Consider the following 24,832-nt stretch of genomic DNA (forward strand, 5'->3'; position numbering starts at 1 on the left):
CCGGAAGCCTGTAGTTCCGTAAAACGACTGCCGGCCTCTGAAGCACTGCAAAGAAAAGCCCCTCGCTAATGGTTAGCGAGGGGCTTTTCTCTTTGGCGGCAACGGTAAACCTAAGTCAGAACCGAAAAGATGACGCAGGCTATTACCGTATTCAGGTTTGACAGACCATGGTGTCGCGCGATCAAATTGAGCAACAACCTGGCTTGCTAATCATGGCACTGGAAATACCGGCTCCTACAACATCCCAAACCGAGCGCGAACAGCACTGGTAGCCAGCAAATACACTTTCCGCCCGTCGTTTACGCGGATGCGTTCCTGGGCGACCTGCCGGGCAGGTGAGCGTTTGATTTTTTGGAACAGTTTGGTGTAATACACATAGGCGAGGTAGACTCCGAGACGGGCAGTGACGGGCAGTTGCTTAATGCCTTCGTAGGCATAGTCAAAGTCTTTCTTGATATCAGCTTCAATTTCGAGCTTAGTGGCCTGATCGAACTTATTGTAGTCAACGCCCGGGAAATAGACGCGGCCGCGTTCTTCGTAGTCGGATTTGATGTCACGCAGAAAATTGATTTTCTGGAATGCAGAACCGAGTGCACAGGCCATCGGCCTCAGCCGCTCATACTCCGCTTCGTTGCCTTTCAGGAAGACCTTCAGGCACATCAAACCGACTACCTCGGCAGAACCGTAGATGTAGGTCTCGTAGAGGTCGTCGTGATAAGTAGAGAACTCAAGGTCCATGGCCATGCTGTCCAGGAAGGGGTCAATGAGGTCGCGCCCGATGTTGTATTCATTGGCGACTTCCTGAAAAGCCTGCAGGACGGGGTTGAGGCTGATACCCTCTTCGATGGCCAGATAGGTATCGTTACGGAAACGAGCCAAAAGCGTGGCTTTGTCTTTACTATGGAAAGTATCCACGATCTCGTCGGCAAAGCGTACGAAACCATAGATGCCATAGATAGGAGCCCGAAGGGCTTTATCGAATACCCGGATGCCCAAGCTGAAGCTCGTGCTGTAGCGGCGGGTGATCAGGGAGGCGCACTCCCGGCAAACTTCTTGGTAAAGGCTAAGCATGTGTTCGATTGGACGGAGCTGAAGTCAGGTTTTTTGCTCCTGTGAGCTCTTGGTGAATGTCACGGGCAGCGACCTCCCCGGAGATGATGCTGGGCGGCATTCCCGGCCCGGGGGTGGTAAGCTGACCGGTGTACCACAAGTTACGCAGTTTTTTGCTACGTAGTTTTGGTTTTAAAAACGCGGTCTGGGTCAGGGTGTTCGCCAGCCCGTAAGCGTTACCGCGGAAGGCGTTGTAGTCTTCCTTGAATTCTTTGTGGGCAAACCCGCGCTTGTACACAACGTGAGGCCGGATGTCTACGCCGGTGCGTTGTTCAAACCGGTCGCACATCAGTTCCCAATAGTGTTCGCGGCGGGCCTCGGTATCGTCGAGATCGGGGGCGAGGGGAAGCAGGAAGAAGAGGTTCTCCTTGCCTGCGGGCGCTACCGACGGATCGGTAACCGACGGAGCACAGACGTAGAAGAGTGGGTCTTCCGGCCAGGCGGGTTCTTCGTAGATTTCGTGAGCGTGTCGGTTGAAGTCGGCGTCGAAAAACAGGGTATGATGGTGCAGGTTGGGGATCTTCCGGTCGAGGCCGACGTAGAAAAGGAGGCTGGAAGGAGCCATCGTTCGCTTCTGCCAGTAACTCTCGGAGTAAACGCGGTCTTTCGGCGCGAGGACTTCCTGCTCGAAGTGATGATAATCTGCGCCACACACCAGGATGTCGGTCGGGTAAACATTACCATCCGCGGTAGAGACCGACTTCACCTTCCCCTGCTCCGTTAACACACTTTGCACCTGCGCCCCCGCATGAATTTCCACCCCTAAACCCCTGGCAACACTCACCATGCCTTCGATGATTTTGTGCATACCGCCGAGCGGGTACCAGGTACCGAGTGCAAGGTCAGCGTAATTCATCAGGCTGTAGAGCGCAGGCGTGTTTTCGGGCGTTGCCCCCAGGAACAGCACGGGAAATTCGAGCAATTGCCGCAGTTGGGGGTGCTTGAAAAGTTTGCGGACGTAGGTGGCCATATCCGTAAGCATCTGCAATTTAAGACTCGCCTTCACTACGCGTAGGTCAGCAAAATCCATAATCGAATGGCCGGGCTTCTGGACAAATTCGCCCAGTCCCACACGGTATTTATATTCCGCTTCTTCGAGAAATTTACGTAGGTTAGCAGAACTGCCCGGCTCCAGTTTTTCGAAGAGAGCGAACAGGTCTTTGTCGTTGGCCGGCACATCCATGAGATCGTTTTTTCCGAACACGATTTCGTAGCTGGGGTCTAACCGGACCAATTCGTAGTGCGCGGCAGCGGAGCTGCCGAAGTCATTGAAAAATCGCTCGAACACTTCAGGCATCCAGTACCAACTGGGGCCCATGTCGAACTGAAAGCCCTCGTGGTGGAACGTTCGCGCGCGGCCACCCAGGCCTTCGTTCTTTTCCAGAATGCGGACTCTGTAGCCCTCGCGGGCGAGATAGCAGGCGGTCGAGAGGCCGGCAAAGCCTGCTCCTACCACGGTTATTTGTTCTTGACGTAGCTGTTTGCTCATGTAACGGCCTAACAGCAAGGGGCCAAAACTGTTTGGAGAAATGTTATTTGGGAGGTATGTTTTTGGGCATTCTCCTTAGCGGATCGGGAGCAAGCACGGCCATTCAGCCGGTCCTGTCCTGTTTATTCGCTGTCGGTCTCTTTCTTCTTCTCCGCTTTCTTCTTGGGCTTCCCGTTGTTGAACTTGTTCATGGTGTTTTGCAGTCCGTGCCCGCAGAAACTCAGTACCATCTTACCCGCAGTTTCAATCGCTTCAGGTAGCTTTTCGACTTCCTCTTTTTTCCATTCAGAAAGTACGTAATCTGCCTGCTGACCGGGATGAAAATCGCGGCCGATGCCGAAGCGCAGGCGGGCGTAATTATTACCGCCGGTGAGCTGATCGATGGATTTGAGGCCATTGTGTCCCGCATCGGAGCCCTTGCCCCGCAGGCGCAGGGCGGCGAATTCGAGGTGCAGGTCGTCAACGACAACGAGCACATTTTGCTTCGCAATATTTTCTTTCTGCATCCAGTAACGCACGGCCTTTCCGCTCAGGTTCATGAACGTATCCGGCTTGAGCAGCAAAACCTGCTTGCCCCGGTGCTTTAGCTTTGCCATATGGCCGTGACTGCAAGAGGACCAGTCTTCGCTGAGGTGCTCCAACACGCGGAAACCAATGTTGTGGCGGGTGTTTTCGTACTTGGGGCCGGGGTTACCGAGGCCTACGATCAGGAATTTCATAGCGGGGTCGATTGGTTCGTTGGTCGGTTGGTTCGTTGGTTTGCCTTTTGAGGAGAAAAGACGGCGCAGCAATTTGAGCATGGGCGCAAAGATAGGGAGACGGCGCGAACGCAGGTGCAAGGAATGGTTTTAAGAGAGCAGGGTAATCCATCAGAATGCCGCTTGCTGCGTTTTTTGTTCCCAGTTTCCGGTGGCTGAAATACTTCGTGCTATGCCCCGGGGCACTTGTTCCCGGGCGGTAGGCCAGCATCAATTTTCCGCCCTTTCAATCGGGCTTTACTGGATATAACTTCCCCCGTGGGCCCTGATCAATCAGAAAGGAGACTGCCTGGAGCCCCCCAGGGCTGACGTATAGGCTAGTTAAGCCGTGTTAAACCCCCACCCCAACCCCCTCCCCACGGGGGAGGGGCTAGTGAAAACGCTACGCGTTTTGGGTTACAAGCTCTTAGGCGGCGACTATGATCTCGAGCTAAAAGCTAAATCGAATCCTATGCGTCAGCCCTGAGGAGCCCCCCGTATGGCTTTCTGTATCCGGCCGTTTCATTTTTTCCAGCTACATTCGCAGAAGCCATTATGGAACAACTACGGAACATAGAACTTCTCAACCTCGGTGAATTCACCGTGAATATGGCGCAACTGGCCGTTATCGGCTTTTTTGCGGGCATCCTGCTCTTCGTGTACTGGTTGATCGAGTATAAGCTATTCCCCTGGTACTACGGGATGGACTCCACCTCGGAGGTCAATCGTGGCCGGATGCGCAGAGCCGTCCGCTTCACGGCTTTTGGCTTCATTGTAGTGGTAATCCTCAGAACGCTCAACCTCGATGAGGAACTGATAAACATTGTCCTGGAGCAACTATCACCGGAGGAGCTGAAGCGTATTGAGATGGAGAACCCGGAGGCTGCCAACGACGGCTCAGGCCTGCGGTTCATCGTCCGGATCAGTACACTGGTTAAGGTTTTGATCGCATACATCGTTGCGAACATACTGGACCTCGTGCTGGGCGAAATCATCACCCAGAGGTTTCACCGCATTCGTACCGTAGCCCGGAAAAAGGGTACAACCATTGCCGGTAACGAACCCAGCCGAATCAGATGGTTGCGCCCGGTCCTCATCACACTGGTCATCATGTTCTTCGCTACGGAGACCGGATTGGCGTTCTACCATCCCTTCACCATCCCGACAAATGCAGATGGAACGGGTGGAATAGACCTCACTATCGGTAAGATGCTGAAGGCAACCCTGGTATTTTTGCTGGTCAACCTGCTGCTTAGTTTTTTTATATCCTTCCTGCTGAAAGGTTACTATGACCGCAACAAGATTGATACAGGAAGCCAGTTTGCGATCAATCGCCTGCTTACCTACTTCGCTTACCTGATTGGTGTCCTTCTGGTTATTCAGGCGGCCGGTTTCAACCTGATCGGTATCTGGACCGGTGCTGCGGCACTTTTGGTGGGTATTGGTATTGGTCTTCAGCAAACCTTCAACGATCTTATTTGCGGTATCATCATGCTCTTCGAGCGGTCCGTGAAAGTTGGCGACGTGATTGAGCTGAGCGGCCACGAAGTCGGGACTGTTCGTAAAATCGGTACACGGACCAGCATTCTGGAAACCAGAGACGACATCATCATCTTCGTACCTAACTCCAAACTCATCGGTGAAAACGTCCGGAACTGGAGTCAGGTAGAGCGCAAAGCCCGCTTTCACGTTAAGGTAGGGGTAGCCTACGGCTCCGACACCAGCCTGGTGAAAGAGCTCATGATCAAAGCAGCCAAGGACCACAACCGCGTTCTCGACTCCCCTCCGCCTTTTGTCCGGTTTCTCGATTTTGGAGACTCCTCGCTCGACTTCGACGTCATCTTCTGGACCCGCGACCTGATGCGCGTAGAGGATACCAAGAGCGATATTCGCTTATCCATCGATGCAGCCTTCCGGGCACGAAACATCGAAATTCCGTTTCCGCAACGCGACCTGTGGATCCGGGGAGGACTACCCCAGGTTGGCGCTGCGCCCACCCCACCCGAAACAGAGGATGGAACCGACATCGAGGAGGTTCCGGATTGAGGCTTTACCTTACCGGCCCGATCCAACTATTTAACTGACGACTTTCTGCCCCATGCTAAACCACAAAACCTACGGCTCAGGCCCTGACCTTGTTATTCTCCACGGCCTCTTCGGGATGCTGGATAACTGGAGCACCCTCGCCCGCCGGTGGGCAGAAACCTACACCGTAACCCTCGTAGACCTGCGCAATCACGGTCGCAGTTTCCACAGCGATGAGATGAGCTACGAACTGATGGCCGAAGACATTGCGGCCCTTCTGGAAGAGCAAGGCATCGACCAGTGCTACCTGATGGGGCACAGCATGGGCGGCAAAGTAGCGATGCAAACGGCCCTCTCTTACCCCGACCTTGTCGAAAAACTGATTGTTGTAGACATCACCCCCCGCAAATACCGGCCGGGACACAACGACGTTTTTGCAGCCCTCGAAGCCTTCGACCCCGGCAAGGTATCGGACCGGAAAGAGGCCGGCCGCCTTATGGATCAGTACATGCCCATCCCCGGCGTTCAGCTTTTCTTACTCAAAAACCTGGCCAGAAACCCGGAAGGCGGATACAAATGGCGGATGAACCTCCCGGTAATCAAAGCCAGCTACGACAAACTGATTGGCCCCGTTGGTAACCTTGGTGACGTGTACGAGGAGCCGGCGCTCTTTATCCGTGGCGGCAATAGTGGCTACGTGCAGAACGATGACGTGGAACTGATCGATATCCTTTTCCCCCAGGCCACCGTTAAGACCATCGCAGGAGCGGGCCACTGGGTACACGCCGAAAAACCGGATGAACTGTTCGCAGAGGTTTCGGCGTTTCTTGCGGGGTAGTCAGCGGCGATAGAATCCCGGCAGGAGCGGACTTTTCCCAAAAACCATCCGTGCACCTGCGTCCGCGCCACCTCCGCTATCTCTTGTGTTTACTTTTTCGGGCCGGCATCCCCCAGAAAGAAGAGCAGCGTATCCCCCAAATGCTCCTCCCAGTAGGCCCATTCGTGCCCTCCTGCAAACTCCTGATAAACATGATCGACGCCGGCTTCCGTCAACTGCCGATGCAGCGCCCGGTTGCCATCGATCAGTTCGTCCTCCGTCCCGCAATCGAAGCGCAGTGGCGGCAAACGATCCTGGTTCTCAAGTATCAGGTCAACGACGTTTTCCCGCCCCGCAACGGGCTGGCGGTACACGCTGATGTTTTCTTCCACGAACAGGGACATTTCTTCGAGCCGGGTAATGGAACTGTGCCCCGAAATGCCCCTGAATAATTCCGGATACGCCGCGCCGAGCCGCAGTGCTCCGTAGCCTCCCATAGATAGGCCGGCGATGTACGTTGTAGTCGATGCTTTGGCCTGCGGGATATTCAGCCGTACCGCATCGATTACGTCTTCCGTGATCCAGCGTTCAAAATTGTAACCGCTGTGTCGCAGATAGGCCGAACCATCGGCAAAAAGCCCGTCGGAAGGCATCGCCAGGATGCAGGGCGGGATTTTGCCCGCCGCTATCAGTCCCGTTGCCGTTCGGTGCGCTCCGCCTTTCCTAGCCCAGGCCCAGGCCGAGCCGTAGACTCCGTGCAGTAAAATGACGACCGGCAGGTCGTCGTTCATGACATCCTGAGGAACGAACACGCAGATGTCTCCCCGCCCTTTCAGGTTGGGGGTTTTCACCGTAATGAACCGGAGGTTATCGGATTCGAAGCGTGGGTCAGACAGTTCAGTGGTACGGAAACGGGGCATGGAGAAGGAGTTGGTGCGGTTTAGTCAAAAACGATTACGCCCTTGGCGTTTCGCCCGGCCAGCATATCGTCTAAACCCTGCTGGAGATCGGTAAGCGGATAGGTGCGGGTGATCATTTCGTCGAGCAGGAGCTTGCCGTCGGCGTACCAATCCATCAGTTTGGGAAAATCGCGCCGGGGGGAGCACTTCCCGTAGAGCGGGTTGAGGTAGATTTTATCCCACTCGAAGAGATTCATGTCGATGTTGATTTCCTGTTCGATTCCGCTCACCTGAACGGCGGTGCCTGCGTTTCGGATCATGGCCAGCGGGGCCGCGCCCAGCGCAGGGATGGCGGTACACTCGAAGGCGTAGTCAGCGCCCCGGCCGTTGGTCATCGTTTTCACCGTTTCGGCGGCCTGTAACAGGCCGGTGTCTTCGCGCCGGGCGAGCACGGTATGTGTGGCGCCGAATACTTTGGCCATGGTGAGCCGCTCCGGATTGATGTCTACGGCGATGATTTTCCCTACGCCGGCGATTTTGAGGCCCTGGATTACGTTGAGGCCAACGCCTCCGGTTCCGAGGACGGCGGCGGAATCTTCCGAACCTCCATCGATAACATTGATGACCGAGCCGACGCCCGTCATCACCCCACAACTCACAATACTGGCGGAGGCAAAGGGTATATCTGTTGTCATCTTCACCAGGGCTGATGCTTTCACCAGCGCGTATTCGGCCAGGGTACCGAGGTTGAAAGAGCGCTCAATGGGCTTGCCCCGCCAGAGCGTTCCTTCCAGATGGGCGTGGCCGGGCGTGAAGCCGTTGCCACCGGCAACGACTGGAGAGTTCTCCTCACAGATGTGCTCGTTGCCCCGTTTGCACTGAAAACAATGGTAACAGGGCGTTGCCCAGTTGAGAACAACCTGGTCGCCGGGCTCAAAATCCGTCACCCCCTCTCCCACTGCGTGTACTTCGCCGGCACCTTCGTGGCCCATCACGATGAGCTTTCCCCAGTTCAGGGAGTCATGGTCGGTGTGGCAAAGACCGGCCGCCTTCATTTTTACGACCACCTCGCCAACAGCCGGCGGGCTCACCTGGGTCTGGCCGATGGTAAAACTTCCCTGACCGTCGGCCACTGCCGTTAATGCGCTGATACTTGTTTCCATAGGCACAAGTTTAAGGCATCCTTTATTGCACCGATGTAACTCTTGGTTAGAAAGCAGCCTGATATCGTTATTACCCTGTTTTTGCGTATTACTCCGGGCAGAACAGCACAAACAGGCTTATTAGCGGTTAACTTTCCGTTCCTGTGTCTGTTCCTCATATACAGACCGACAACTCAATTCATAAAGCAATGCGCCTCGACCACATTGGCATAGCCGTAGCCGACCTTACCGCCGCCGAAGAACTCATGACCCGCTTGCTCGGACGTAAGTCTTACAAGCGGGAGACGGTAGCCGACCAACACGTTACCACCAGTTTCTTTACTTCGGGAGACACAGCCTCCAAGCTGGAGCTCGTTGCCGCCGAAGGCGGCCAAGGCCCGATCCAGAAGTACGTCGATAAGCGTGGCCCCGGTATTCATCACCTCGCCTTCGAGGTAGACGACATCGAAGCAGAGATGAAGCGCCTGGCCGCCGACGGATTTGAGCTTTTGCAGGAAAAACCCACTAAGGGAGCCGACAATAAGCTGGTCTGCTTCCTCCACCCCAAAAGCACCAACGGTGTACTGGTCGAGATTTGCCAGAGCATCCCCACTACCGTCCCCCCCGCTGATTACTGGGAAAGCAGGTACAACGAAGGCAGCACCGGTTGGGACATTGGCTACCCCTCTCCGCCCATTACCGATTACCTGGATCAGATTGCCGACAAATCGCTGCGCATCCTCATCCCCGGGGCCGGCAACGCCTACGAAGCAGAATACGCCTGGAAACTCGGTTTCACGAATGTATTCGTGATGGACGTAGCCAAACAACCCCTGAAGACATTCGCGCTCCGCGTACCGGACTTTCCCCGCACACAATTGATCGAAGGCGACTTCTTCGAGCACGTAGGTCAGTATGACCTCATTCTGGAACAAACTTTTTTCTGCTCCTTCCCTCCCCTGCCGGCAACCCGCAGCGCTTACGCCGAGAAAATGAACGCGCTGTTGGCGCCCGGCGGAAAACTGGTTGGCCTCTGGTTCAACTTCCCCCTGACCGGCGACCTCGAAAAACGCCCCTTCGGTGGCAGCCAGGCCGAATACCTCGGTTACTTCGCGCCTTATTTCGAGACCGAATCGTTCGCGCCGGCCACCAATTCCATTGCCCCCCGTATGGGTAAAGAGCTCTTTGGCATCTTCCGGAAAGCGGGTATTTAGAACGTTTTTTTCCGGTTAGCCGCTCCGGGCAGTTAAAGTTGTCCGTTGCGGGGGCGATCGCTTTATTTCTGAGAAATAAAGAACAACCATTCTACTTTAGTAAATCGCACGACGCTTAGGTCGTGCAACAGTATCGGCTTTCCCGTCGGTGGCAATGTATGAACCAAGAAAAACGCCTACTTCTGATCCTGGCGGCCGTCCAGTTTTGTCACATCATCGATTTCATGATCATCATGCCACTGGGTAAAACGATCATGGGGGTTTTCGATATTTCTCCGGGTCAGTTTGCCTGGGTGGTATCTGCCTACGCTGGTGCGGCCCTCACTGGCAACCTGATCAGTACTGCGTTTATTGATCGGTTCGACCGGCGTACCGCCCTGCTGTTTCTATTCTGTGGCTTCACCATTGGCACACTGGCCTGTGCTTTTGCACCAACGTACAGTTCGCTGCTCATTTTCCGGGCCTCGACCGGTATTTTCGGCGGAACCCTGGGCGCATTGGTACTGGCCATTGTTGGCGACGTAATTCCGCTGGAGCGGCGGGGCGCTGCGATGGGTTGGGTAATGACGGCATTTTCGGTAGCTAGTGTAGTCGGTGTCCCGTCTGGCATTTGGATTGCGGCCGAGTATGGCTGGCACTCCCCGTTTGTGGCAACAGCCGCGGTTTCGGCTCTCTTTGTGGTGATGGCTTACTTCTTTGTTCCTTCGCTGCGCAGCCACCTTGCGCCACAAGAGACGACGGATCAGGCGGGGCCGCAGGTGCAAAGAGCTGGACGGGAAGCAATGGAAGACATAATCGATACCGCTGCCCGGCGGGCAGCCGATCTGCCACCGGCCGGGCTCGCCCTCGCGCCAAAGCGCGGCTTACGCAAAGTTGTCGATCCCTTCGTTCGCATCTTTTCCGACGCCAACCAGCGGGCTGCCCTGCTCTTCACCATGACTCTCATGCTTGGGCACTTCACCGTGATCCCCTTCATTGCTCCTTACATGCAGATCAACATCGGTTTTGGCGATAAGCAGGTGAGTCTGATCTACCTCATCGGAGGTTTGCTGACCGTTGTGTTGCTGCCTTTCTTCGGGAAACTGTCTGACCGTTACGGTCGGATGCGGGTATTTGCCACTGCGTCCGTTTTCGCCCTGGCCAGCATCTATTCGCTGACCAACCTCGACACCGATTCGATTTACCTGGCTTTGCTGACTACCTCTTCGTTCTTCGTGGTCGCCAGCGGGCGCAATGTACCCGCCACTACGATGATCACCTCTGTTGTCAGGCCGGAGAACCGGGGCGGGTTCATGAGCATCCGCCAGTCCATCAACGAAATGGCGCTCTTCGCCAGCACCCTGATCGCCGGGTTCATCATCACCGAAGGCCCGGATGGTAAGCTCGAACACTACGAGCTACTGGGCTACTTTACGATGGTGATGAGTATGCTAGCTATCTGGGCTGCCAGTAGGATCAGGGCAGTAGCTTAAGCTCAGGAACATTAAGTTTAGGTAAATTCATGGAAGCTAATGCGCTAACGACCAAACGTTTTCGATAAATTTACACTTCTATTGCCGATGAAGAAGGGGTTTCATTTCCCTTCATCGGAAACAATCATAACCTCAAAATTCTGACCAAACTCTATTGGCTCAGGGGATTAACCTGCTCAAAATACCTTACTATGCGTTTAGCTTTACTCTTATTTTTTGTTTGCCTCACGATTGCGCTGACGGCGCAAACCTCGATCGACTTCACCGGCTTTGACGGCTCCGGGATTTCGGCTCCCACTCCAAATGGGGAGGCTATTGTTGGCGGTCAACTCAATGGCGCGGTCTTTTCAGTTGATGGTTTTAGCGCTGCTGATGACTTAACTCGTGGCGAGTCTACCGGCGGAGAAACAACCGGTGGTGTATACGCTTTCGAGGTCGCTGCCGGCAACGTCGCCTTGGGTGTTCAGCCAGGGGGAAATGATTTTACCGATGGTTACTTTCAGCTTGAGCTCTACAACCAATCTGGTGCCGCAATTGCTCCTACGGACATGATAGACGTAAGCTACACCGTCTACAACTTCAACGACCAGAGTCGTGGCAACTCCTTCAATTTTGCCTATTCGACCGATGGCTCAGCCTTTACGGATGTGCCTGCACTCGACTACACTTCTCCGGCTGCGGCCGATGCTACCCCAGCTTGGGTTGCAACCTCCCGCATGACTACAATTACAGGGATCAGCGTTCCCGCAGGTGCTCCGTTTTACATTCGCTTTATCGGCGACGACGATACTGGCAGCGGCTCCCGTGACGAATTCGCTGTTGACGACATCACCGTCGACATCGTAAGTATCCTCCCCGTCACCCTCTCTACGCTCGCTGCTGAGCGCATGGGTAAAACCGCTATGGTAAAGTGGGCTACAGCTACTGAGTCTGGTAACAGCCACTTTGTTGTGGAGCGCAGCCTCGACGGCCGCACCTTCGCTGAGGTTGGCCGTGTGAACGGTGCCGGCGATAGCAACGGCACGATCAACTACGACTTCGTTGACCAGGCGCCGGCCATCGGCGCCAACTACTACCGTCTTCGTCAGGTAGACCTTACCGGTGCATCTGCGCTGTTCGGTCCTGTTCTCGTTTCTTTCGACGGAGAAGGCATCACTGCTTACCCGAACCCCGTTAGCGATCGTCTCTTCGTGAGCGGAGCAAACGAAGCTACTCAGGTTAGCGTAATTGACCTCAACGGTCGCGTACTAAGCCGTACCGCTGTTTCCGGAAACGGTGTTGCTACCGATCGCCTTGCTCCCGGCACCTACCTCCTCCGGGTAGAGAACGCTGCAGGTACCGAAACCCTGAGGTTCGTGAAGCAGTAAGCTTCGGACAAATAATTAAAATCACAGATTTCGAAAATCAGAGCCAGGCCCGTCCTGCGCTCTGATTTTTGTTTTCAGGAGGGGGCCGTTTTTGGGGTACGCGCGTGTTTGCCGTTAAAATCCTCTTATCATTTGCCCTCCGGGGCCTGGCTCAATGAACCTCAGCGCGTTGAATACCTTAATAACTGTTATAACGATTTACGCTTAAGCCATGACCAGACTCCTCCTTACATCCTTGCTCTTTTTAACCTTCCTTTGCACCAGCGTCCGCGCCCAGACAGAGCCCCGTACGCTTCCGGTGCGGGTAACCGATGCGCTGCGTTTTGGACAAACCGATGTTTTCGGGAGTGCACGTTTCTTCGGCACCGGCGGTTCAATGACCGCCATCGGGGTGGATGGTTCAACGCTACATACCAACCCGGCGGGCATTGGCTGGAATCGTTTCAGTGCCGCCCAGATCACTCCCGGCTTCGCCCTCAATAACCTTACCGCACGCCTGCGCAATGGAACCGGCAACGAAGACACCGATGAAACCAAAGGTACCTTCGTTGTACCCAGCGCCAACATCGTATGGGCCAGCGACACCCGCTCTATCAACTGGTCTACTTTTAACTTCGGCATCAGTTATACCCGCCTGGCTGACTTTAACGAAACCATCGAGTACTCTGGCCGTAGCGAGGGTGGCATCATCGATGCTATCGTTGAAGACCTGAATGACGGAATTTTTGACGATTTCCGCGCCGGACTTGCGGAACGAATTCCGGGTGTCATTCAGGAAGACGACCTTGGTTTTTTCTCCGACTTCGACCTTGAGAGCAGTCTTGGCGGGGAGGTCCGTCGGCAAGGAAGGGTTGAGCGTACGGGAAGCCTCAATGAGATAGCACTTGGCTTTGGCGGCAACTATATGGAAAAAGTGCTTTGGGGATTCACTATCGGCATTCCCGTGATTGATTTCACCGAAACCAAGATCTACGACGAAATAGACGATCAGGATGAAATCACTTTCTTCGACAATGCCGGCTTCGACGAACTGCTGGAGCTTTCGGGTTCCGGGGTCAACTTTAAACTCGGGGTAATCGGCCGTCCGACGGATAATATCCGCCTTAGTGCAGCCGTCCACTCCCCTACATTCTGGACCGTCGATGAAGTGTACGAAACAACTTTCGAGTACAATTACACAGACAATGGTGTAGGCCTGGGCGGTACTGAATTGAGCCCCCGCAGCGAATCGACTTACAATCTACGTACCCCCTGGAAATTCTATGTGGGTGGTGGTTACCTCTTCCGCGACAAGGGCTTCTTGTCTGTAGACCTCGACTACAGCAATCTTGCCGGCACCTCCTTCAGCTTCGATGATTTCGCTACGGTGGACGAGGCGTCTAACGCCGATGTAGACCGCGAACTGAAAGGTATGCTCGGCGTACGGGTGGGCGGCGAGCTCAATCTCAAGCCCTTTCAGGTTCGTGCCGGTGTAGGTTACCGTCAGAACCCGGTTGTTAACCTTCGAAACGACGAAGACGAAGCTTTCCTTAGTCTATCCGGAGGCTTGGGCTACAGCTCCGGAAAATTTTTCATCGATGGAGCGCTGCGGCTCGAGGACGTTAATTCTTACTACTCGCCCTACAGTACTTTTGCTTTCGACGGCCAAGTCGTCGATACAAACCGCAGCAGAATTACCGGCCTCGTAACGGTTGGCTTCCGCGGATTTTAATTGACGGAGTGTTCCGTGTATTGGCCTGACGCGAACTACAGGCTATACCGCTGATTCCACAAAAAAAGCGTTCAGAATTCATGCTACCGGAAATGGCTGCATGAATTCTGAACGCTTTTTTTTGTGGAGTGGCACTTCAGGATGAGAACCTGTAATGTGCCGTGTTCCTCAGGTCAGCTTGTCGGAGCGCTTAGAACATCACCCCCAGCGTAATTACGATAGAGTTTAACTTTCCTTTGGAGTCGTCCTCTCTGGCATCGCGACCTTCTCGTTTCAGTGTGGTTCCTTTGTCGGTAGTCAGGTCGGCAAAACCTGATTGAAAGGCAAGGCCACCGATGAGTGCCGTACTCTCCGAAACGCTGTACTCAACTCCGGCACCGATGCTCCAGCCCAGGTTGATTGCGTTAACTTCCTTACCGATGTCAAAACTTTCGTCTTCACTGATGAAGCCGGCGTTTTGTACACTACCCTGTGATTTTGTCACGAATCCGAGATGCAGCGCCGGGCGCACGTAGTAGCTCATGTAACCGAACTCCCGGGTACGCAGGGTGAGGCCGAGGGGGATTTCCACGAACTGCAGGTCGTACTTGAAGCCGAGGCCTCCGGAGAGAGTATCAGGCAGTACACCAGCAGCGAGGGTATTGTCTAATGATTCTCTCCAGATGTCGGCCTGGGTAAACTGATCTTCGTAGAAAAGTGTGCCTCCGGCGTTAAAGTGGAAACCGATTCCGGTGTGAAAGCTGTAGTTCTCACGGAAGTAATACTCGCCAATCAGGCCGAGCTTAAGACCCAGGTTGGTTCCATCACGGTTGATCAGATTGTCGTCGGTGGTCATACCGCTGAAGGTAGGACTGGCCTGAATGCCGAATTTGAGATCTCCCGGGAACTGTGCGAAAGCGACAGCCGGAAGCAGGAGGAGAGCCACCGCTAGCATAAACGGACGGTAGAAGGTGAAATTTTTGGTCATTGGAGTCGTTGGTTAATTGTCTTTTCTAAACAGACCGGCCAGGCCGGTGTTTGCCATTTCCATGAAAGTGAACGTAAAATTAAGCCTCCTTAGCCTCTTATCACTATTAATCCTCTGGTCTTGTGGAGAAGATGAGCTCCCTCCGCCCGACATCAGCGGTTTGCAATCTCCCGTAACACTGGTTCGCTTCGACCGGGGGCTGATGGCTCTCGATACTGCCGACCTGGCCGCCGACCTGGCGGAACTAGAGGAAGAGTATCCGGATTTTACGGATACCTACCTGCGCTTTATTCTTCCAATCCGGCGGGGAGACTTCAGCCCTGAGGAACAAAACCTGATGCTGAAAGCCTTCCTGACCTTCCCGCTGATTACCGAAGTCGACTCCATCATTCAGCAGCGCTTCTCCGCCGAAACCCTCGAAGAACAACGGGCCGCTTTCGAGCAGGCCCTGCGGTATTATCGTTATTACCTTCCCGAAGCTGAGCGGCCAGATACCCTTTTGACGTTTTTCTCCCAGTTTGAAGTTGCTGCAGCACTGTACGGGGAAAACGACATCGCCGTCGGGTTGGAATTTTTCCTCGGGCCTGACTACAACTACCAACAGGTCGATCCGCGGGAAACCATTTTTTCAGCTTACCTCGCCCGCACCTACACCCCGGCGCATATGACGGCAAAACTGATGCGGACCCTCATTCAGGAAGAAGTTCCTTCGCCGCACGGTGGCCGCCTGATCGATCACCTCGTCTACGAAGGCAAAAAGCTGTACCTGCTGGAAAAGGTCTTGCCCTACACTCCGGACAGCATAATTCACGAAGTCTCCGCCGAACAGATGGATTGGCTCATCAACAGTGAGATTGCTATTTACGCTCATCTCCAGAAGGAAAAGATGCTTTACAGCACCGATGCGACCATGATCAAAAAGATGACCCTGCCTGCTCCGTCCTCGCAGGGAATGCCCGCCGAATCTCCGGGCGGGGCCGTTAACTTCCTCGGAAAACGGATAGTAGAAGACTACGTGAAAGCAAACCCAAAAGTTACCATGCCGGAACTGCTGGCGCTTACCGACGGGCAAGCTATACTTTCTGGTGCGAGGTACAAACCCAAGTGATGCGCAAAACAGACCATATCGTTTACACTGTCCCGGACCTCGACGCAGCGGTGACCAGATTAGAAACCCTTCTGGGGGTAAAGCCTCTTATTGGCGGCCGGCACGAAACCCAGGGAACCAAAAATGCGCTGGTTAATCTCAGCGACGGGGCTTACCTCGAAATTCTTGCCGCCGATGATACGAATACGGTCATTCCGCCACCCCGGTGGATGGGCGTCGATGTGCTTTCCCGGCCGCGGGTAACCCGCTGGGCCATAAAATCCGACGATCTCCGGTCTGACGCAAAAATCCTTCTCGCCCACAATCCGGAGTTGGGAAAGATCAGCGCTGGCTCCCGCCAGCGCCCCGACGGCAGCACCCTGCGGTGGGAACTGGTATTGCCTGCTGCCCTGCCTGAAGTTGATGTAATCCCGTTTATGGTAGACTGGAGCACGTCCGACATTCATCCCCACGATGCCCTGCCCGACATGGGGTGCCGCATCGTCGAAGTTCAGCTTTACAGTCCGGAGCCGGAAAACGTTCAGCCCGTTTTGGAGCAACTTGGCGTTGAAGTAGTTGCTTTGCCCGCCAAAGAGACAATGATCAAAGTGGTTCTGAACACTCCTTCGGGTGAGGTCGTGCTATAGTGCTGTTTCGGTTCCGCATACCGGCCCGACTTTTTTCGGTAACCTTTCTCTCAGGTTGGCGTTACACCAGAAAACAGCCTCAAAATGCATTTAAAGTTAGAAGACATCCTTGCTCAGGAATCTATGTACCGCCGCCATTTCATGAATTCTCTGCCGGGGCCGCGCGGCGTGCACCTCGTTGGTACCAAAAGCTACCGGGGAACCGAGAACATCGGTGTCTTCAGTTCCTTTGTTCACATCAGCGCAAGTTCTCCCCCCCTGCTGGGCTTCATCATGCGTCCGCTGACCGTGCCGCGCGATACTTACCATAATATCAAGTCTGGCAAGTGGTTTACCATCAATACCCTTCACCCCGATTTTCTGAAACAGGCCCACCAGACAAGCGCCAATTACGCCCACGACGAATCTGAGTTTGCCGCTACCGGCCTGACGCCAGAGTACAGCGACGAGTGCAAAGCGCCTTACGTTGCGGAGAGCAAAATCCGGATTGGCCTTACCTTCGAGGAAGAGCACAAAATCAGCGGTATCGAAACCTACTTTATCGTGGGCCGGGTGAGGGAAATCTTTTTGCCGGACGAGGCCGTAGCCACCACCGGACACGTAAACCATGAACTCTTGCAGACGATGAGCGTGGCCGGGCTCGACAATTACCATCAGGTCGGTAAAAGTAAAAGGATGCCGTACGCTCGCCCATAATTCTCAAATTTTGCCTAGCTTGCCCTTGTGAGTCAGCTAAATAAACATGCGCCTGCCGCCTGGGGCACCGTACCAATGGTCCCCGTTGTGCTGGCGCTTATTGCTGGAATACTCACCGCCGACTGGCTAAACCAGCCGCTCACTCTGCCCTGGCTCATTATTGCCTCAACAACCTGCCTTGGCGGCCTGATCACCGTCATTCGTCGTTCTCCCACCCGGTGGTGGGCAGTGCTTGGCAGTGGATTGATCCTGCTTTCCGTATTCAGTTTCGGAGCATGGCGGTTCAACACCGGCTACCTTCCCGCTCAGGACAGTTTCTTTGCTCATCATCTCGAGCAGGGCGACTTTTTGTCCGGCAAAGTGGAAAATCTGAAGCCAGGCCGGAGCAGGATGCGGGCGGAAGTAAAGCTCAGCCATATTTTAAGGGACTCCGGCCGGCATGTTCCGGTGAGTGGGAAGTTACTGGTTTACCTCCCACCCGACGAACAGACCGCTCAGTTAAAGGCCGGCGATGAAATTGTACTCAACGCCGAGCCATCCGAGATTTCCGGGCCGCTCAATCCTGAAGTTTTCGACTTCCGGGCCTACGCAGCCCGCCGGGGTATTCACCATCAGGTTTTTCTGCGTTCTGCCGCCGATTGGCGGGTAGCCAGACAGTCCGGAGGAGGCATCTACACCATAGCTCAGAATTGGCGGAGGGCGTGGTTCAAAACCTTTCAGGACCATCTTACCGGAGACGAACTTGCCGTTGCCTCTGCCCTCGTCATTGGTCAGCGGGACCTGATTATCGAAGAGGTAAAATCGGCCTATACCGATACCGGAGCAGTACACGTACTCGCGGTATCGGGGCTGCACGTGGGAATCATTTTCATGATCCTTACATTTTTTCTGGAACGGGTTCTGCGGCTCAACCGGACCAATTTCGGGCGCGTAGCCATCATCCTGATCAGCGTGGTTTGTATCTGGGCTTTTGCGCTCGTATCCGGGCTTAGTGCTTCGGTTCAGCGGGCTGCGATCATGTTTTCGTTGCTTGCCGTTGGCCGTATTGCTTTCCGCAAAATCCACGTATTCAATACGCTCTCGGTTGCGGCTCTGGTGATGCTTATCTACCAGCCCGTTCAACTTTTTCACGTCGGTTTTCAGTTGTCCTTCATGGCCATAATCGGGATCGTAGCCTTTACCAACTACCTTGATCGACTTGTATACCTGCCCGGAATCGTGGCGCGTAAATCGTGGTCAGCTATTTCGGCATCGACCGGCGCGCAGTTGGGCACCCTACCTTTGTCGTTGCTCTACTTCAGGCAATTTCCGGCTTACTTCATGGTCAGCGGTACGCTTGTGATCGTTTTTGCTTTCGCAACGATGTTTTTAGGTCTGCTGCATGGTTTTGTGGCCGGTATGCTACAGATTCCGGTGCTTGCCGGTGGTACCGGCTTCTTGCTCTCCTTTGTGGTGGAGCTGCAAAACGCACTGATATTTTTCTTCCGTAAGCTTCCCGGCGCTCTCATAGAGCTGCGCTTCTTCGACGGTTTATCGAGCCTTTTGCTTGCCCTGAGTATTGCTTCCCTCGGGGCGTATCTCCGCTGGGGCAAGCTTTTCTTCCTGACTTCAAGCGGTGGTTTACTTGTTCTGATGCTCATTTGGGCGCAGACGCAGGTGCCGGGAACGGACGAAGGCAACGAGATGACCGTATTCCACGTCTCCCGGGGTACCTTGATCGACTTCTCCTCCGGTAGTCGGGCGTGGTCGCTGGGGGAACAGCCTCAGGTTAAAGACCTCGACTTCAGTGCCGGGCCGTTGCGTAAGAGCCTCGGCTATACACCGGAAACGACCTTTGCGCTTGATCCCGCAACGGACACGCTGCTGCCCACAGGCATCCGCCTCCGTTATCCCTGTTTTGACTTTGCCGACAGCCGTTGGCTCGTACTTGATGGCAAATCCGAGCGCCTCTCCGAGCCGGATTTATCCGGGTTCACGCACCTTCTGGTCATTAACGACCTGCGGACAAAGGACATGCCCGACCTGACCGCAAATCAGGACTTTCTCATCGTCCTCGACGGGAGCATCCCGTTTTATCGTTGGGAAGAATGGCATGGCCGCGCAGCACAGTCTGGCTGGAAGCTGCACATAACCGGAGAGAAGGGTGCTTTTCGCCTTCCAGAATAGTAGTAGTTTTCCAGGACAATCATTTTTGCCGTTCACGGGCTTCCTTACGACGGGAAGCACTGTCCGGAACAGGGCAGCCTGAAGGCTGCCGAACAGTATGGTTCAGGGAGATTGCTCCAAAGACAAATAATAAAAGGTATTTTGCAACGCACCTTCCTTTTAAAGGTACCTTAACCTCACCCTAAAGTGTTAATCCGTAACTTGCAGCGTCTAAGCCTTCTACGTACCAAAAAATGAACGACCGCCTTTGTATCGACCTGAAAAAGCTCCGGCTTTGCCTGCTGCTCGTATTTGCGAGCACCGCCGGGCTTAAGGCACAATGCAACGAAGTGCCTTTTTTCAGCGGTGCGGCAACAGAAATTGAGCGGTTGTGCCACTTTTACGATAGTGCTGATTTCACAGCTCTGCCCGGCAACGTCAACCGGTGCTACCGGGTCGACGCAACGGACGGTACGATCATCCCCGGGAGTATAGACGCGCGGCTGCAAGCCGCGCTGGTCGCTGGCGGCGACCTGCCGAAGGCCACCTCCTCCTGCTCCGATGAGGTAGAGATTTGCTTGTCCGGGTTCTCAGCCGGAACAGTCGCAGATTGTACCGATTCGGTGCGCATCAACCGGACCTTCACGGCCCGAAACACTGCTCCTGAAGCCTCCAATGCACCCGCGTCCTTCGCCCAAACCATCGTTTTCCTCCGCCCCGATCTCGAAAGCGTGGCCAGCGTTGAAAACGTCGTTTTCTACTTCCCCGACGACGGCAACGGCATGGCGGAAAACCCGTCCCCCCGACCGGAAGACTACCCGATGACCAGCAGCGGACAACACCTTTCGGTCAGCTCCTGTGGTTATACGGTCACTTACCAGGACGGCGAACGGGACACTGGTTGTGGCAACAACTTCACCTTTGTACGGGCCTTCAGCATAACCGACGAATGCGCCGATGAAAACCGTGTTTTCTCTCAGGTGGTACGGGTAGGTGACCAGCAAACCACCGTCAACTCACCACCGGTTCTGGTCCAGAACCCGCTGATGTTCGGCACAAACATCAACTGCGCCGCAATCATTGATACCCGCCTGACCGGGCTTACCATTGCCGACATCTGCGACGGCAGCAGCAGGTTAGACGCCTATGTTTTCGTCAACAGCCAACTGAACAGTACACCTCTCGGTCCTTATCGAGTTTTCAGTTCCAGCGAATCACAGAACTTCACCGACCCTATACCCATTGGCCGGCATATCATCCGTTACCTTGGCCAGGATTCTTACGGCGCAGAGACGATTTTGGATATCGACTTTGAAGTAACAGACCAGGGTCAACCAACCGCCGTCTGCCAGCAATCGGTCAGCGTTGATCTCGACGAAAACGGATTCGCGACTCTTAATGCTGCCGATTTGAACCGGGAAAGCTTTGACGACTGCGGCGCAGTAAACTTCACGATAGCGCGCGGCGGATCCAACATCTACCGCGGAAGCCTCACCCTGGGCTGCGAAGACTTCGGAACAACCACGGCCACCCTTCGGGTGACCGATGAAACCGGGCGGAACCGATCAGAATGTACAGCAGAGGTGACAGTAACCGACCCTCAACGCCCCACCTGTTCTCCTCCCCAATCTGTCAGCATCACCTGCCGGGACTTTGCGGACAACCTTCCAGTAAACCTCCGTGAGGTTTTTACCACCGATCCCACAGGAACCGCCAGCCTGTTAGATGCCACCTTTGGTGCAGCAAGAGGGTCAGACAATTGTGATTCTCTGCGGTTCCGCCAATCCCTTACCGGGGGGCTGTCGGAATGCGGTAACGGTCAATTCATCCGCAGTTTTGTGGTCAACGATCAAACCGGATTTACGCAAGTCCAGCTTTGCCAGCAAACCATCACCATCAGGCCTTACACCGAGTACAGCCTCCGGCTGCCCGGCGATCAGGATTACGACAGTTGTTCCGAGCTCCCTTCCTCCGATGATCTCCTGCTGCGAGACACGGGCTGTGACCTCCTTACCGTAACTACCGAAACGGATACCTTGCCCAACGACGGTACGGCTTGCTACCAACTCAGGCTTACCCATACTTTCATTAATTGGTGCGAGTACGACGGAGGCTCTGCCCCACTGACGATACCCCGCGATGCCGACAACGACGGTAACCTACGGACTGCTTTCTACCTCAACATCGACCCCGTCAGCGATGCCAGCCTCACGGACGACAAAGCAATACTTGACCGCGACATCATCGACAACAACGGAAATGAGATCGGAGTCCTTTCCGATCTTTACGGCAGCTCCGCACAGCGTGGCCATTTTCGGTACGTTCAACTCGTCAACGTTACCGACAATACCGTTCCTGTGGTTGACATCCCTGCGCCCGACAACGGGCAGGCAATTACAGCTGACTGCCTGGGCAGCATCCTGCTGAGCTTCAGTGCTACCGATGATTGTGCCAACCCGGAAACAACAATAGCAATCGACGTCGATGTAGTCGACAGGAACGGAGACGATACCATTACGCAACCGGATTTCCTGCAAGACCGCGACATAAGCCCCAGTCGTTTCACCGTACAGCCCGACGGAAGCGTAGAAGTGAGTATCCGTTTCTTGCCGATCGGTAGTCACCTCGCCCGCCTTAGTACCACCGATAACTGCGGCAACCACGTCGACCGTTTCGTAAAGCTGGAGGTAGAAGACGCCAGAGCTCCTACCCCTGACTGTTCGGTCGTGAACAATGTAATGCTGACTCCAGATCCTGCTTTCGGGGGAGTAGCGGCAATGGTTGCCTCTGACTTCATCCGCGGGCCGGCAACAGTTTGCACAGAAACCCCAATCACCTACTCGCTTTACCGGGAAGAAACCGCGGCTCAGGCCGGGTTCGTTCCGCAACCGGGCGAATCACAACTCCAACTGGACTGTAGCGACCTGGGCCAAAATCTGCTCAGGGTTTATGCAATTGCAGAAGGGACGGGGCGCCACGACTATTGCAACATCAGCGTAAATGTGACCTCTGACAATGACATCTGTGCCGGACGGCTCGGCATCATCGACGGGTACGTGCTCACCGAAACAGGAGCGCCCATGGCCGGCGTTGAAGTCTTTGCGGCGACGGACGGGCAGCAAATAGCCATTACGACCGAAAGCGATGGCTATTACCGTTTCGACGGGCTGGCCGAAGGAGCAGATTACACCATCCGCCCTTACCACAACGATGATCCGGTCAACGGCCTGTCCACCTTCGACATTTCGCTCGTCAGCGACTATCTGACGCAGAACGAAGATACCGAACTGAGCCCCTACCAGTTGATTGCGGCCGATGCCAACAACAGCCGGGCCATCACGATCCTCGACCTTATCGAGATCCGGGAGATCCTACTCGGCATTAACGATGGTTTCGACAACAACACGAGCTGGCGGTTTGTGCCGGCGGACTACGACTTCCCCAACCCTGGCAACCCCTGGCAGGAACAGTTCCCCGAAATGACCGTAATCACTAATCTGACCGGCGCTCGTTCCGCAGACTTCGTGGCGGTTAAAGTCGGAGACGTGAATGGCTCTGCCACCCCAACCCAGAACTTCGGGCCGGGCAATTACAATTCGTACAGCCGCACGAACGAAACGTTCACGCTTGAACTGCAGCAACAGACCGACGGCACCTGGGCTCTTCTGGCCCCCGATGCAGCTTCACTTACGGGCATTCAGTTCAGTCTGGCGCTGCCCGCAGGTGCAAAAATTGTTGGAGGCATTGCTGCCGACTTCTGGGCGGTAGATCAGGAAGACATCCTCAGCGTGAGCTACGTTCCTGAGGATGGCCGGCGCCTGCATCCCGAAGAACTTTTACTGGAGTTCGACCTCCCCGGAAATGAGCAGCCGCAATTTGCAGCCGAACGCCTGGCCAGGCTTGCACCCGAGGCGTACCACAATGCTGGTTGGCCCGCAGGGTTGCGGCTGACGACCACTGCCCGTGACTTCAACCCAGGCCTGAACGTGTACCCCAACCCTGTTTTTGCCCGCAGTATGCTCTCCTTCAACTGGCCGGAACGCGAAGCGCTCCGTTTTGAGCTTATCGATGCTGCCGGGCGGGTAGTCACCGCCCGTGATTTTGACGCCGCTGCGGGCCATAACCTGTTTCCTTTGGAAGTAGCAGGCAGTGGTTTCCGGCCAGGTGTCTACTTCGTTCGGCTCCGTGGCCAGGAGGGCAGTGCCTCCGTCCGCGTAGTGATTTCGGGGAGCTAACCAGTTTGTACCAATTGCCTGCACCTGCGTTTGCGCCGCCCGGAAGAATACCTCGCGGGCACAGTAGCTTGTTCCGAAGAGCGTTTTAATGAACAAAGTATCCGTTGGGTGTACCTTGCGGGGGCGAACTTTACCCTCCGTAAACGCATTAGATAAAACCCACCTTTACTGAACCAACTATGGCCAAACATTCTCCGAAAAAAATCGAATTCGTAAACCGCAAAGCGAAGTACGAATATCATTTCCTGGAAACAGTAGAAGCAGGTATAAAGCTGACCGGCACCGAGATCAAAAGTATCCGTAACGGACACGTGAACCTGCGCGATGCCTACTGCCTTTTTCTTGGGGAAGAGATGTGGTGCCGTTCCATTTTTATCGGCGAGTACAAACAGGGTAACGTGCATAACCACGAAGAGCGTCGCCCACGCAAACTTTTGCTGAAGCGTCAGGAACTCAACAAGTGGCAAAAGAAAGTAAAAGAGAAAGGCTACACCATTGTCCCTTACCGTCTTTACCTCAACGAGCGGGGCATCTGTAAGCTCGAGATTGCATTAGTACAGGGTAAAAAGGTACACGACAAACGAGACAGCATTAAGGCCAAGGACAACAAGCGCGCGCTCGACCGTGCTTTGAAGAACCTGTAAAACACCTTCCCCTAATGTGGACTTGCCCCAACTGTAAGCGCTCCTTCCCTTCCACGAATCAGTCTCACATCTGCAACAATCTTACCGTTGAGGACATCTTCGCGGGCAAACCCGATGATCTTCAACTGGCCTTCGATGATGTTCTGGTAGCAATAGCAGACTGGCAGCCCAATGAAGCCGGCGCAGCAGTGAAGACTGTCGTTTTCACGAACAAAAGAGCGTGGCTCATCGTCAGGCCTATGAGTAAGCTCCTTGAGTTGAGTTTCTATACCGACGGAATCCTTACCAACGCTGCAATCCACAAATCAGGACCGAACATGAATAGCACAACGAAGTTTCGCCATTCCATCCGGCTCAGCGGTCCGGGAGAAGTGACTCCTGAAATCGTTGACTTGCTCCGGCAGGGTTACGATTACGCGATGCGGTAG

The 24,832-nt window shown here is 54.6% G+C and carries 19 protein-coding genes; 13 read left to right on the plus strand and 6 right to left on the minus strand.

Features of this window, described 5'->3' with window-relative positions:
• Positions 1 to 234 precede the first annotated feature (234 nt).
• From FUA23_RS08055 to pth, 3 genes are all read right to left on the minus strand, one after another.
• A complete protein-coding gene (locus tag FUA23_RS08055; protein WP_187270934.1) occupies positions 235 to 1,071 on the minus strand; it encodes a phytoene/squalene synthase family protein in 837 nt (278 codons plus the stop codon).
• Complete coding sequence (locus FUA23_RS08060; RefSeq protein ID WP_147930224.1) at positions 1,064 to 2,599, minus strand: phytoene desaturase family protein; 1,536 nt, start codon at positions 2,597 to 2,599, stop codon at positions 1,064 to 1,066. The genes FUA23_RS08055 and FUA23_RS08060 overlap by 8 nt, the downstream gene beginning before the upstream one ends.
• Before the next feature lie 122 nt (positions 2,600 to 2,721).
• Positions 2,722 to 3,318: an aminoacyl-tRNA hydrolase gene (gene pth / locus FUA23_RS08065; RefSeq protein WP_147930333.1), complete on the minus strand. Its 597-nt coding sequence runs from the start codon at positions 3,316 to 3,318 to the stop codon at positions 2,722 to 2,724.
• Positions 3,319 to 3,891: 573 nt separating this feature from the next.
• On the opposite strand from pth, the gene FUA23_RS08070 reads away from it, so the two are divergent.
• Together FUA23_RS08070 and FUA23_RS08075 are read left to right on the plus strand one after the other, a co-directional pair.
• Positions 3,892 to 5,382, plus strand: a complete 1,491-nt coding sequence (locus FUA23_RS08070; RefSeq protein WP_147930225.1) for a mechanosensitive ion channel family protein — start codon at positions 3,892 to 3,894, stop codon at positions 5,380 to 5,382.
• 52 nt (positions 5,383 to 5,434) lie between these two features.
• Positions 5,435 to 6,199, plus strand: a complete 765-nt coding sequence (locus tag FUA23_RS08075; RefSeq protein WP_147930226.1) for an alpha/beta fold hydrolase — start codon at positions 5,435 to 5,437, stop codon at positions 6,197 to 6,199.
• A gap of 89 nt (positions 6,200 to 6,288) precedes the next feature.
• On the opposite strand, the gene FUA23_RS08080 is transcribed toward FUA23_RS08075, so the two are convergent.
• Both FUA23_RS08080 and FUA23_RS08085 read right to left on the minus strand, forming a co-directional pair.
• Entirely contained in the window at positions 6,289 to 7,098 is an 810-nt protein-coding gene (locus FUA23_RS08080) for an alpha/beta hydrolase (RefSeq protein WP_147930227.1), read from the minus strand.
• 20 nt (positions 7,099 to 7,118) lie between these two features.
• The gene (locus FUA23_RS08085; RefSeq protein ID WP_147930228.1) at positions 7,119 to 8,240 is read right to left on the minus strand and encodes a Zn-dependent alcohol dehydrogenase; all 1,122 of its coding nucleotides are present in this window, start codon (positions 8,238 to 8,240) and stop codon (positions 7,119 to 7,121) included.
• Positions 8,241 to 8,383: 143 nt separating this feature from the next.
• On the opposite strand from FUA23_RS08085, the gene mce reads away from it, so the two are divergent.
• The 4 genes from mce to FUA23_RS08105 all read left to right on the plus strand — a co-directional run bounded on the left by mce (position 8,384) and on the right by FUA23_RS08105 (position 13,983).
• Positions 8,384 to 9,433, plus strand: a complete 1,050-nt coding sequence (gene mce, locus FUA23_RS22725; protein ID WP_246144090.1) for a methylmalonyl-CoA epimerase — start codon at positions 8,384 to 8,386, stop codon at positions 9,431 to 9,433.
• Positions 9,434 to 9,591: 158 nt separating this feature from the next.
• Positions 9,592 to 10,905 (plus strand): MFS transporter, encoded by a 1,314-nt coding sequence (locus tag FUA23_RS08095; RefSeq protein ID WP_147930229.1) that lies wholly within the window; start codon positions 9,592 to 9,594, stop codon positions 10,903 to 10,905.
• A gap of 191 nt (positions 10,906 to 11,096) precedes the next feature.
• Complete coding sequence (locus FUA23_RS08100) at positions 11,097 to 12,272, plus strand: T9SS type A sorting domain-containing protein (RefSeq protein WP_147930230.1); 1,176 nt, start codon at positions 11,097 to 11,099, stop codon at positions 12,270 to 12,272.
• 211 nt (positions 12,273 to 12,483) lie between these two features.
• Positions 12,484 to 13,983 (plus strand): porin family protein, encoded by a 1,500-nt coding sequence (locus FUA23_RS08105; RefSeq protein ID WP_147930231.1) that lies wholly within the window; start codon positions 12,484 to 12,486, stop codon positions 13,981 to 13,983.
• A 190-nt stretch (positions 13,984 to 14,173) separates the two neighbouring features.
• Here FUA23_RS08105 and FUA23_RS08110 read toward each other — a convergent pair whose 3' ends face one another.
• Complete coding sequence (locus tag FUA23_RS08110; RefSeq protein WP_147930232.1) at positions 14,174 to 14,950, minus strand: porin family protein; 777 nt, start codon at positions 14,948 to 14,950, stop codon at positions 14,174 to 14,176.
• Between the two features lie 67 nt (positions 14,951 to 15,017).
• Here FUA23_RS08110 and FUA23_RS08115 point away from each other — a divergent pair, with 67 nt between their 5' ends.
• The 7 genes from FUA23_RS08115 to FUA23_RS08145 all read left to right on the plus strand — a co-directional run bounded on the left by FUA23_RS08115 (position 15,018) and on the right by FUA23_RS08145 (position 24,832).
• Positions 15,018 to 16,058, plus strand: a complete 1,041-nt coding sequence (locus tag FUA23_RS08115; protein ID WP_147930233.1) for a gliding motility protein GldB-related protein — start codon at positions 15,018 to 15,020, stop codon at positions 16,056 to 16,058.
• Complete coding sequence (locus tag FUA23_RS08120) at positions 16,058 to 16,684, plus strand: VOC family protein (RefSeq protein WP_147930234.1); 627 nt, start codon at positions 16,058 to 16,060, stop codon at positions 16,682 to 16,684. The genes FUA23_RS08115 and FUA23_RS08120 overlap by 1 nt, the downstream gene beginning before the upstream one ends.
• A gap of 84 nt (positions 16,685 to 16,768) precedes the next feature.
• The gene (locus tag FUA23_RS08125; protein WP_147930235.1) at positions 16,769 to 17,380 is read left to right on the plus strand and encodes a flavin reductase family protein; all 612 of its coding nucleotides are present in this window, start codon (positions 16,769 to 16,771) and stop codon (positions 17,378 to 17,380) included.
• Positions 17,381 to 17,407: 27 nt separating this feature from the next.
• Positions 17,408 to 19,546, plus strand: a complete 2,139-nt coding sequence (locus FUA23_RS08130) for a ComEC/Rec2 family competence protein (RefSeq protein WP_147930236.1) — start codon at positions 17,408 to 17,410, stop codon at positions 19,544 to 19,546.
• A gap of 233 nt (positions 19,547 to 19,779) precedes the next feature.
• Complete coding sequence (locus tag FUA23_RS08135; protein WP_147930237.1) at positions 19,780 to 23,760, plus strand: T9SS type A sorting domain-containing protein; 3,981 nt, start codon at positions 19,780 to 19,782, stop codon at positions 23,758 to 23,760.
• 179 nt (positions 23,761 to 23,939) lie between these two features.
• Positions 23,940 to 24,404 carry an SsrA-binding protein SmpB gene (smpB, locus tag FUA23_RS08140; RefSeq protein WP_147930238.1) on the plus strand — a complete coding sequence of 155 codons (465 nt, stop codon included), beginning with the start codon at positions 23,940 to 23,942 and terminating at the stop codon, positions 24,402 to 24,404.
• A 14-nt stretch (positions 24,405 to 24,418) separates the two neighbouring features.
• Positions 24,419 to 24,832, plus strand: a complete 414-nt coding sequence (locus FUA23_RS08145) for a DUF5655 domain-containing protein (protein ID WP_147930239.1) — start codon at positions 24,419 to 24,421, stop codon at positions 24,830 to 24,832.

This window comes from Neolewinella aurantiaca, assembly GCF_008014675.1.
Lineage (GTDB): Bacteria > Bacteroidota > Bacteroidia > Chitinophagales > Saprospiraceae > Neolewinella > Neolewinella aurantiaca.

Bases quoted from the DNA above. Each gene is read 5' to 3' on its own strand.
- FUA23_RS08055 (WP_187270934.1), bottom strand. From the start codon at position 1,071: ATGCTTAGCCTTTACCAAGAAGTTTGCCGGGAGTGCGCCTCCCTGATC.
- FUA23_RS08060 (WP_147930224.1), bottom strand. From the start codon at position 2,599: ATGAGCAAACAGCTACGTCAAGAACAAATAACCGTGGTAGGAGCAGGC.
- pth (WP_147930333.1), bottom strand. From the start codon at position 3,318: ATGAAATTCCTGATCGTAGGCCTCGGTAACCCCGGCCCCAAGTACGAA.
- FUA23_RS08070 (WP_147930225.1), top strand. From the start codon at position 3,892: ATGGAACAACTACGGAACATAGAACTTCTCAACCTCGGTGAATTCACC.
- FUA23_RS08075 (WP_147930226.1), top strand. From the start codon at position 5,435: ATGCTAAACCACAAAACCTACGGCTCAGGCCCTGACCTTGTTATTCTC.
- FUA23_RS08080 (WP_147930227.1), bottom strand. From the start codon at position 7,098: ATGCCCCGTTTCCGTACCACTGAACTGTCTGACCCACGCTTCGAATCC.
- FUA23_RS08085 (WP_147930228.1), bottom strand. From the start codon at position 8,240: ATGGAAACAAGTATCAGCGCATTAACGGCAGTGGCCGACGGTCAGGGA.
- FUA23_RS08095 (WP_147930229.1), top strand. From the start codon at position 9,592: ATGAACCAAGAAAAACGCCTACTTCTGATCCTGGCGGCCGTCCAGTTT.
- FUA23_RS08100 (WP_147930230.1), top strand. From the start codon at position 11,097: ATGCGTTTAGCTTTACTCTTATTTTTTGTTTGCCTCACGATTGCGCTG.
- FUA23_RS08105 (WP_147930231.1), top strand. From the start codon at position 12,484: ATGACCAGACTCCTCCTTACATCCTTGCTCTTTTTAACCTTCCTTTGC.
- FUA23_RS08110 (WP_147930232.1), bottom strand. From the start codon at position 14,950: ATGACCAAAAATTTCACCTTCTACCGTCCGTTTATGCTAGCGGTGGCT.
- FUA23_RS08120 (WP_147930234.1), top strand. From the start codon at position 16,058: ATGCGCAAAACAGACCATATCGTTTACACTGTCCCGGACCTCGACGCA.
- FUA23_RS08125 (WP_147930235.1), top strand. From the start codon at position 16,769: ATGCATTTAAAGTTAGAAGACATCCTTGCTCAGGAATCTATGTACCGC.
- FUA23_RS08135 (WP_147930237.1), top strand. From the start codon at position 19,780: ATGAACGACCGCCTTTGTATCGACCTGAAAAAGCTCCGGCTTTGCCTG.
- smpB (WP_147930238.1), top strand. From the start codon at position 23,940: ATGGCCAAACATTCTCCGAAAAAAATCGAATTCGTAAACCGCAAAGCG.
- FUA23_RS08145 (WP_147930239.1), top strand. From the start codon at position 24,419: ATGTGGACTTGCCCCAACTGTAAGCGCTCCTTCCCTTCCACGAATCAG.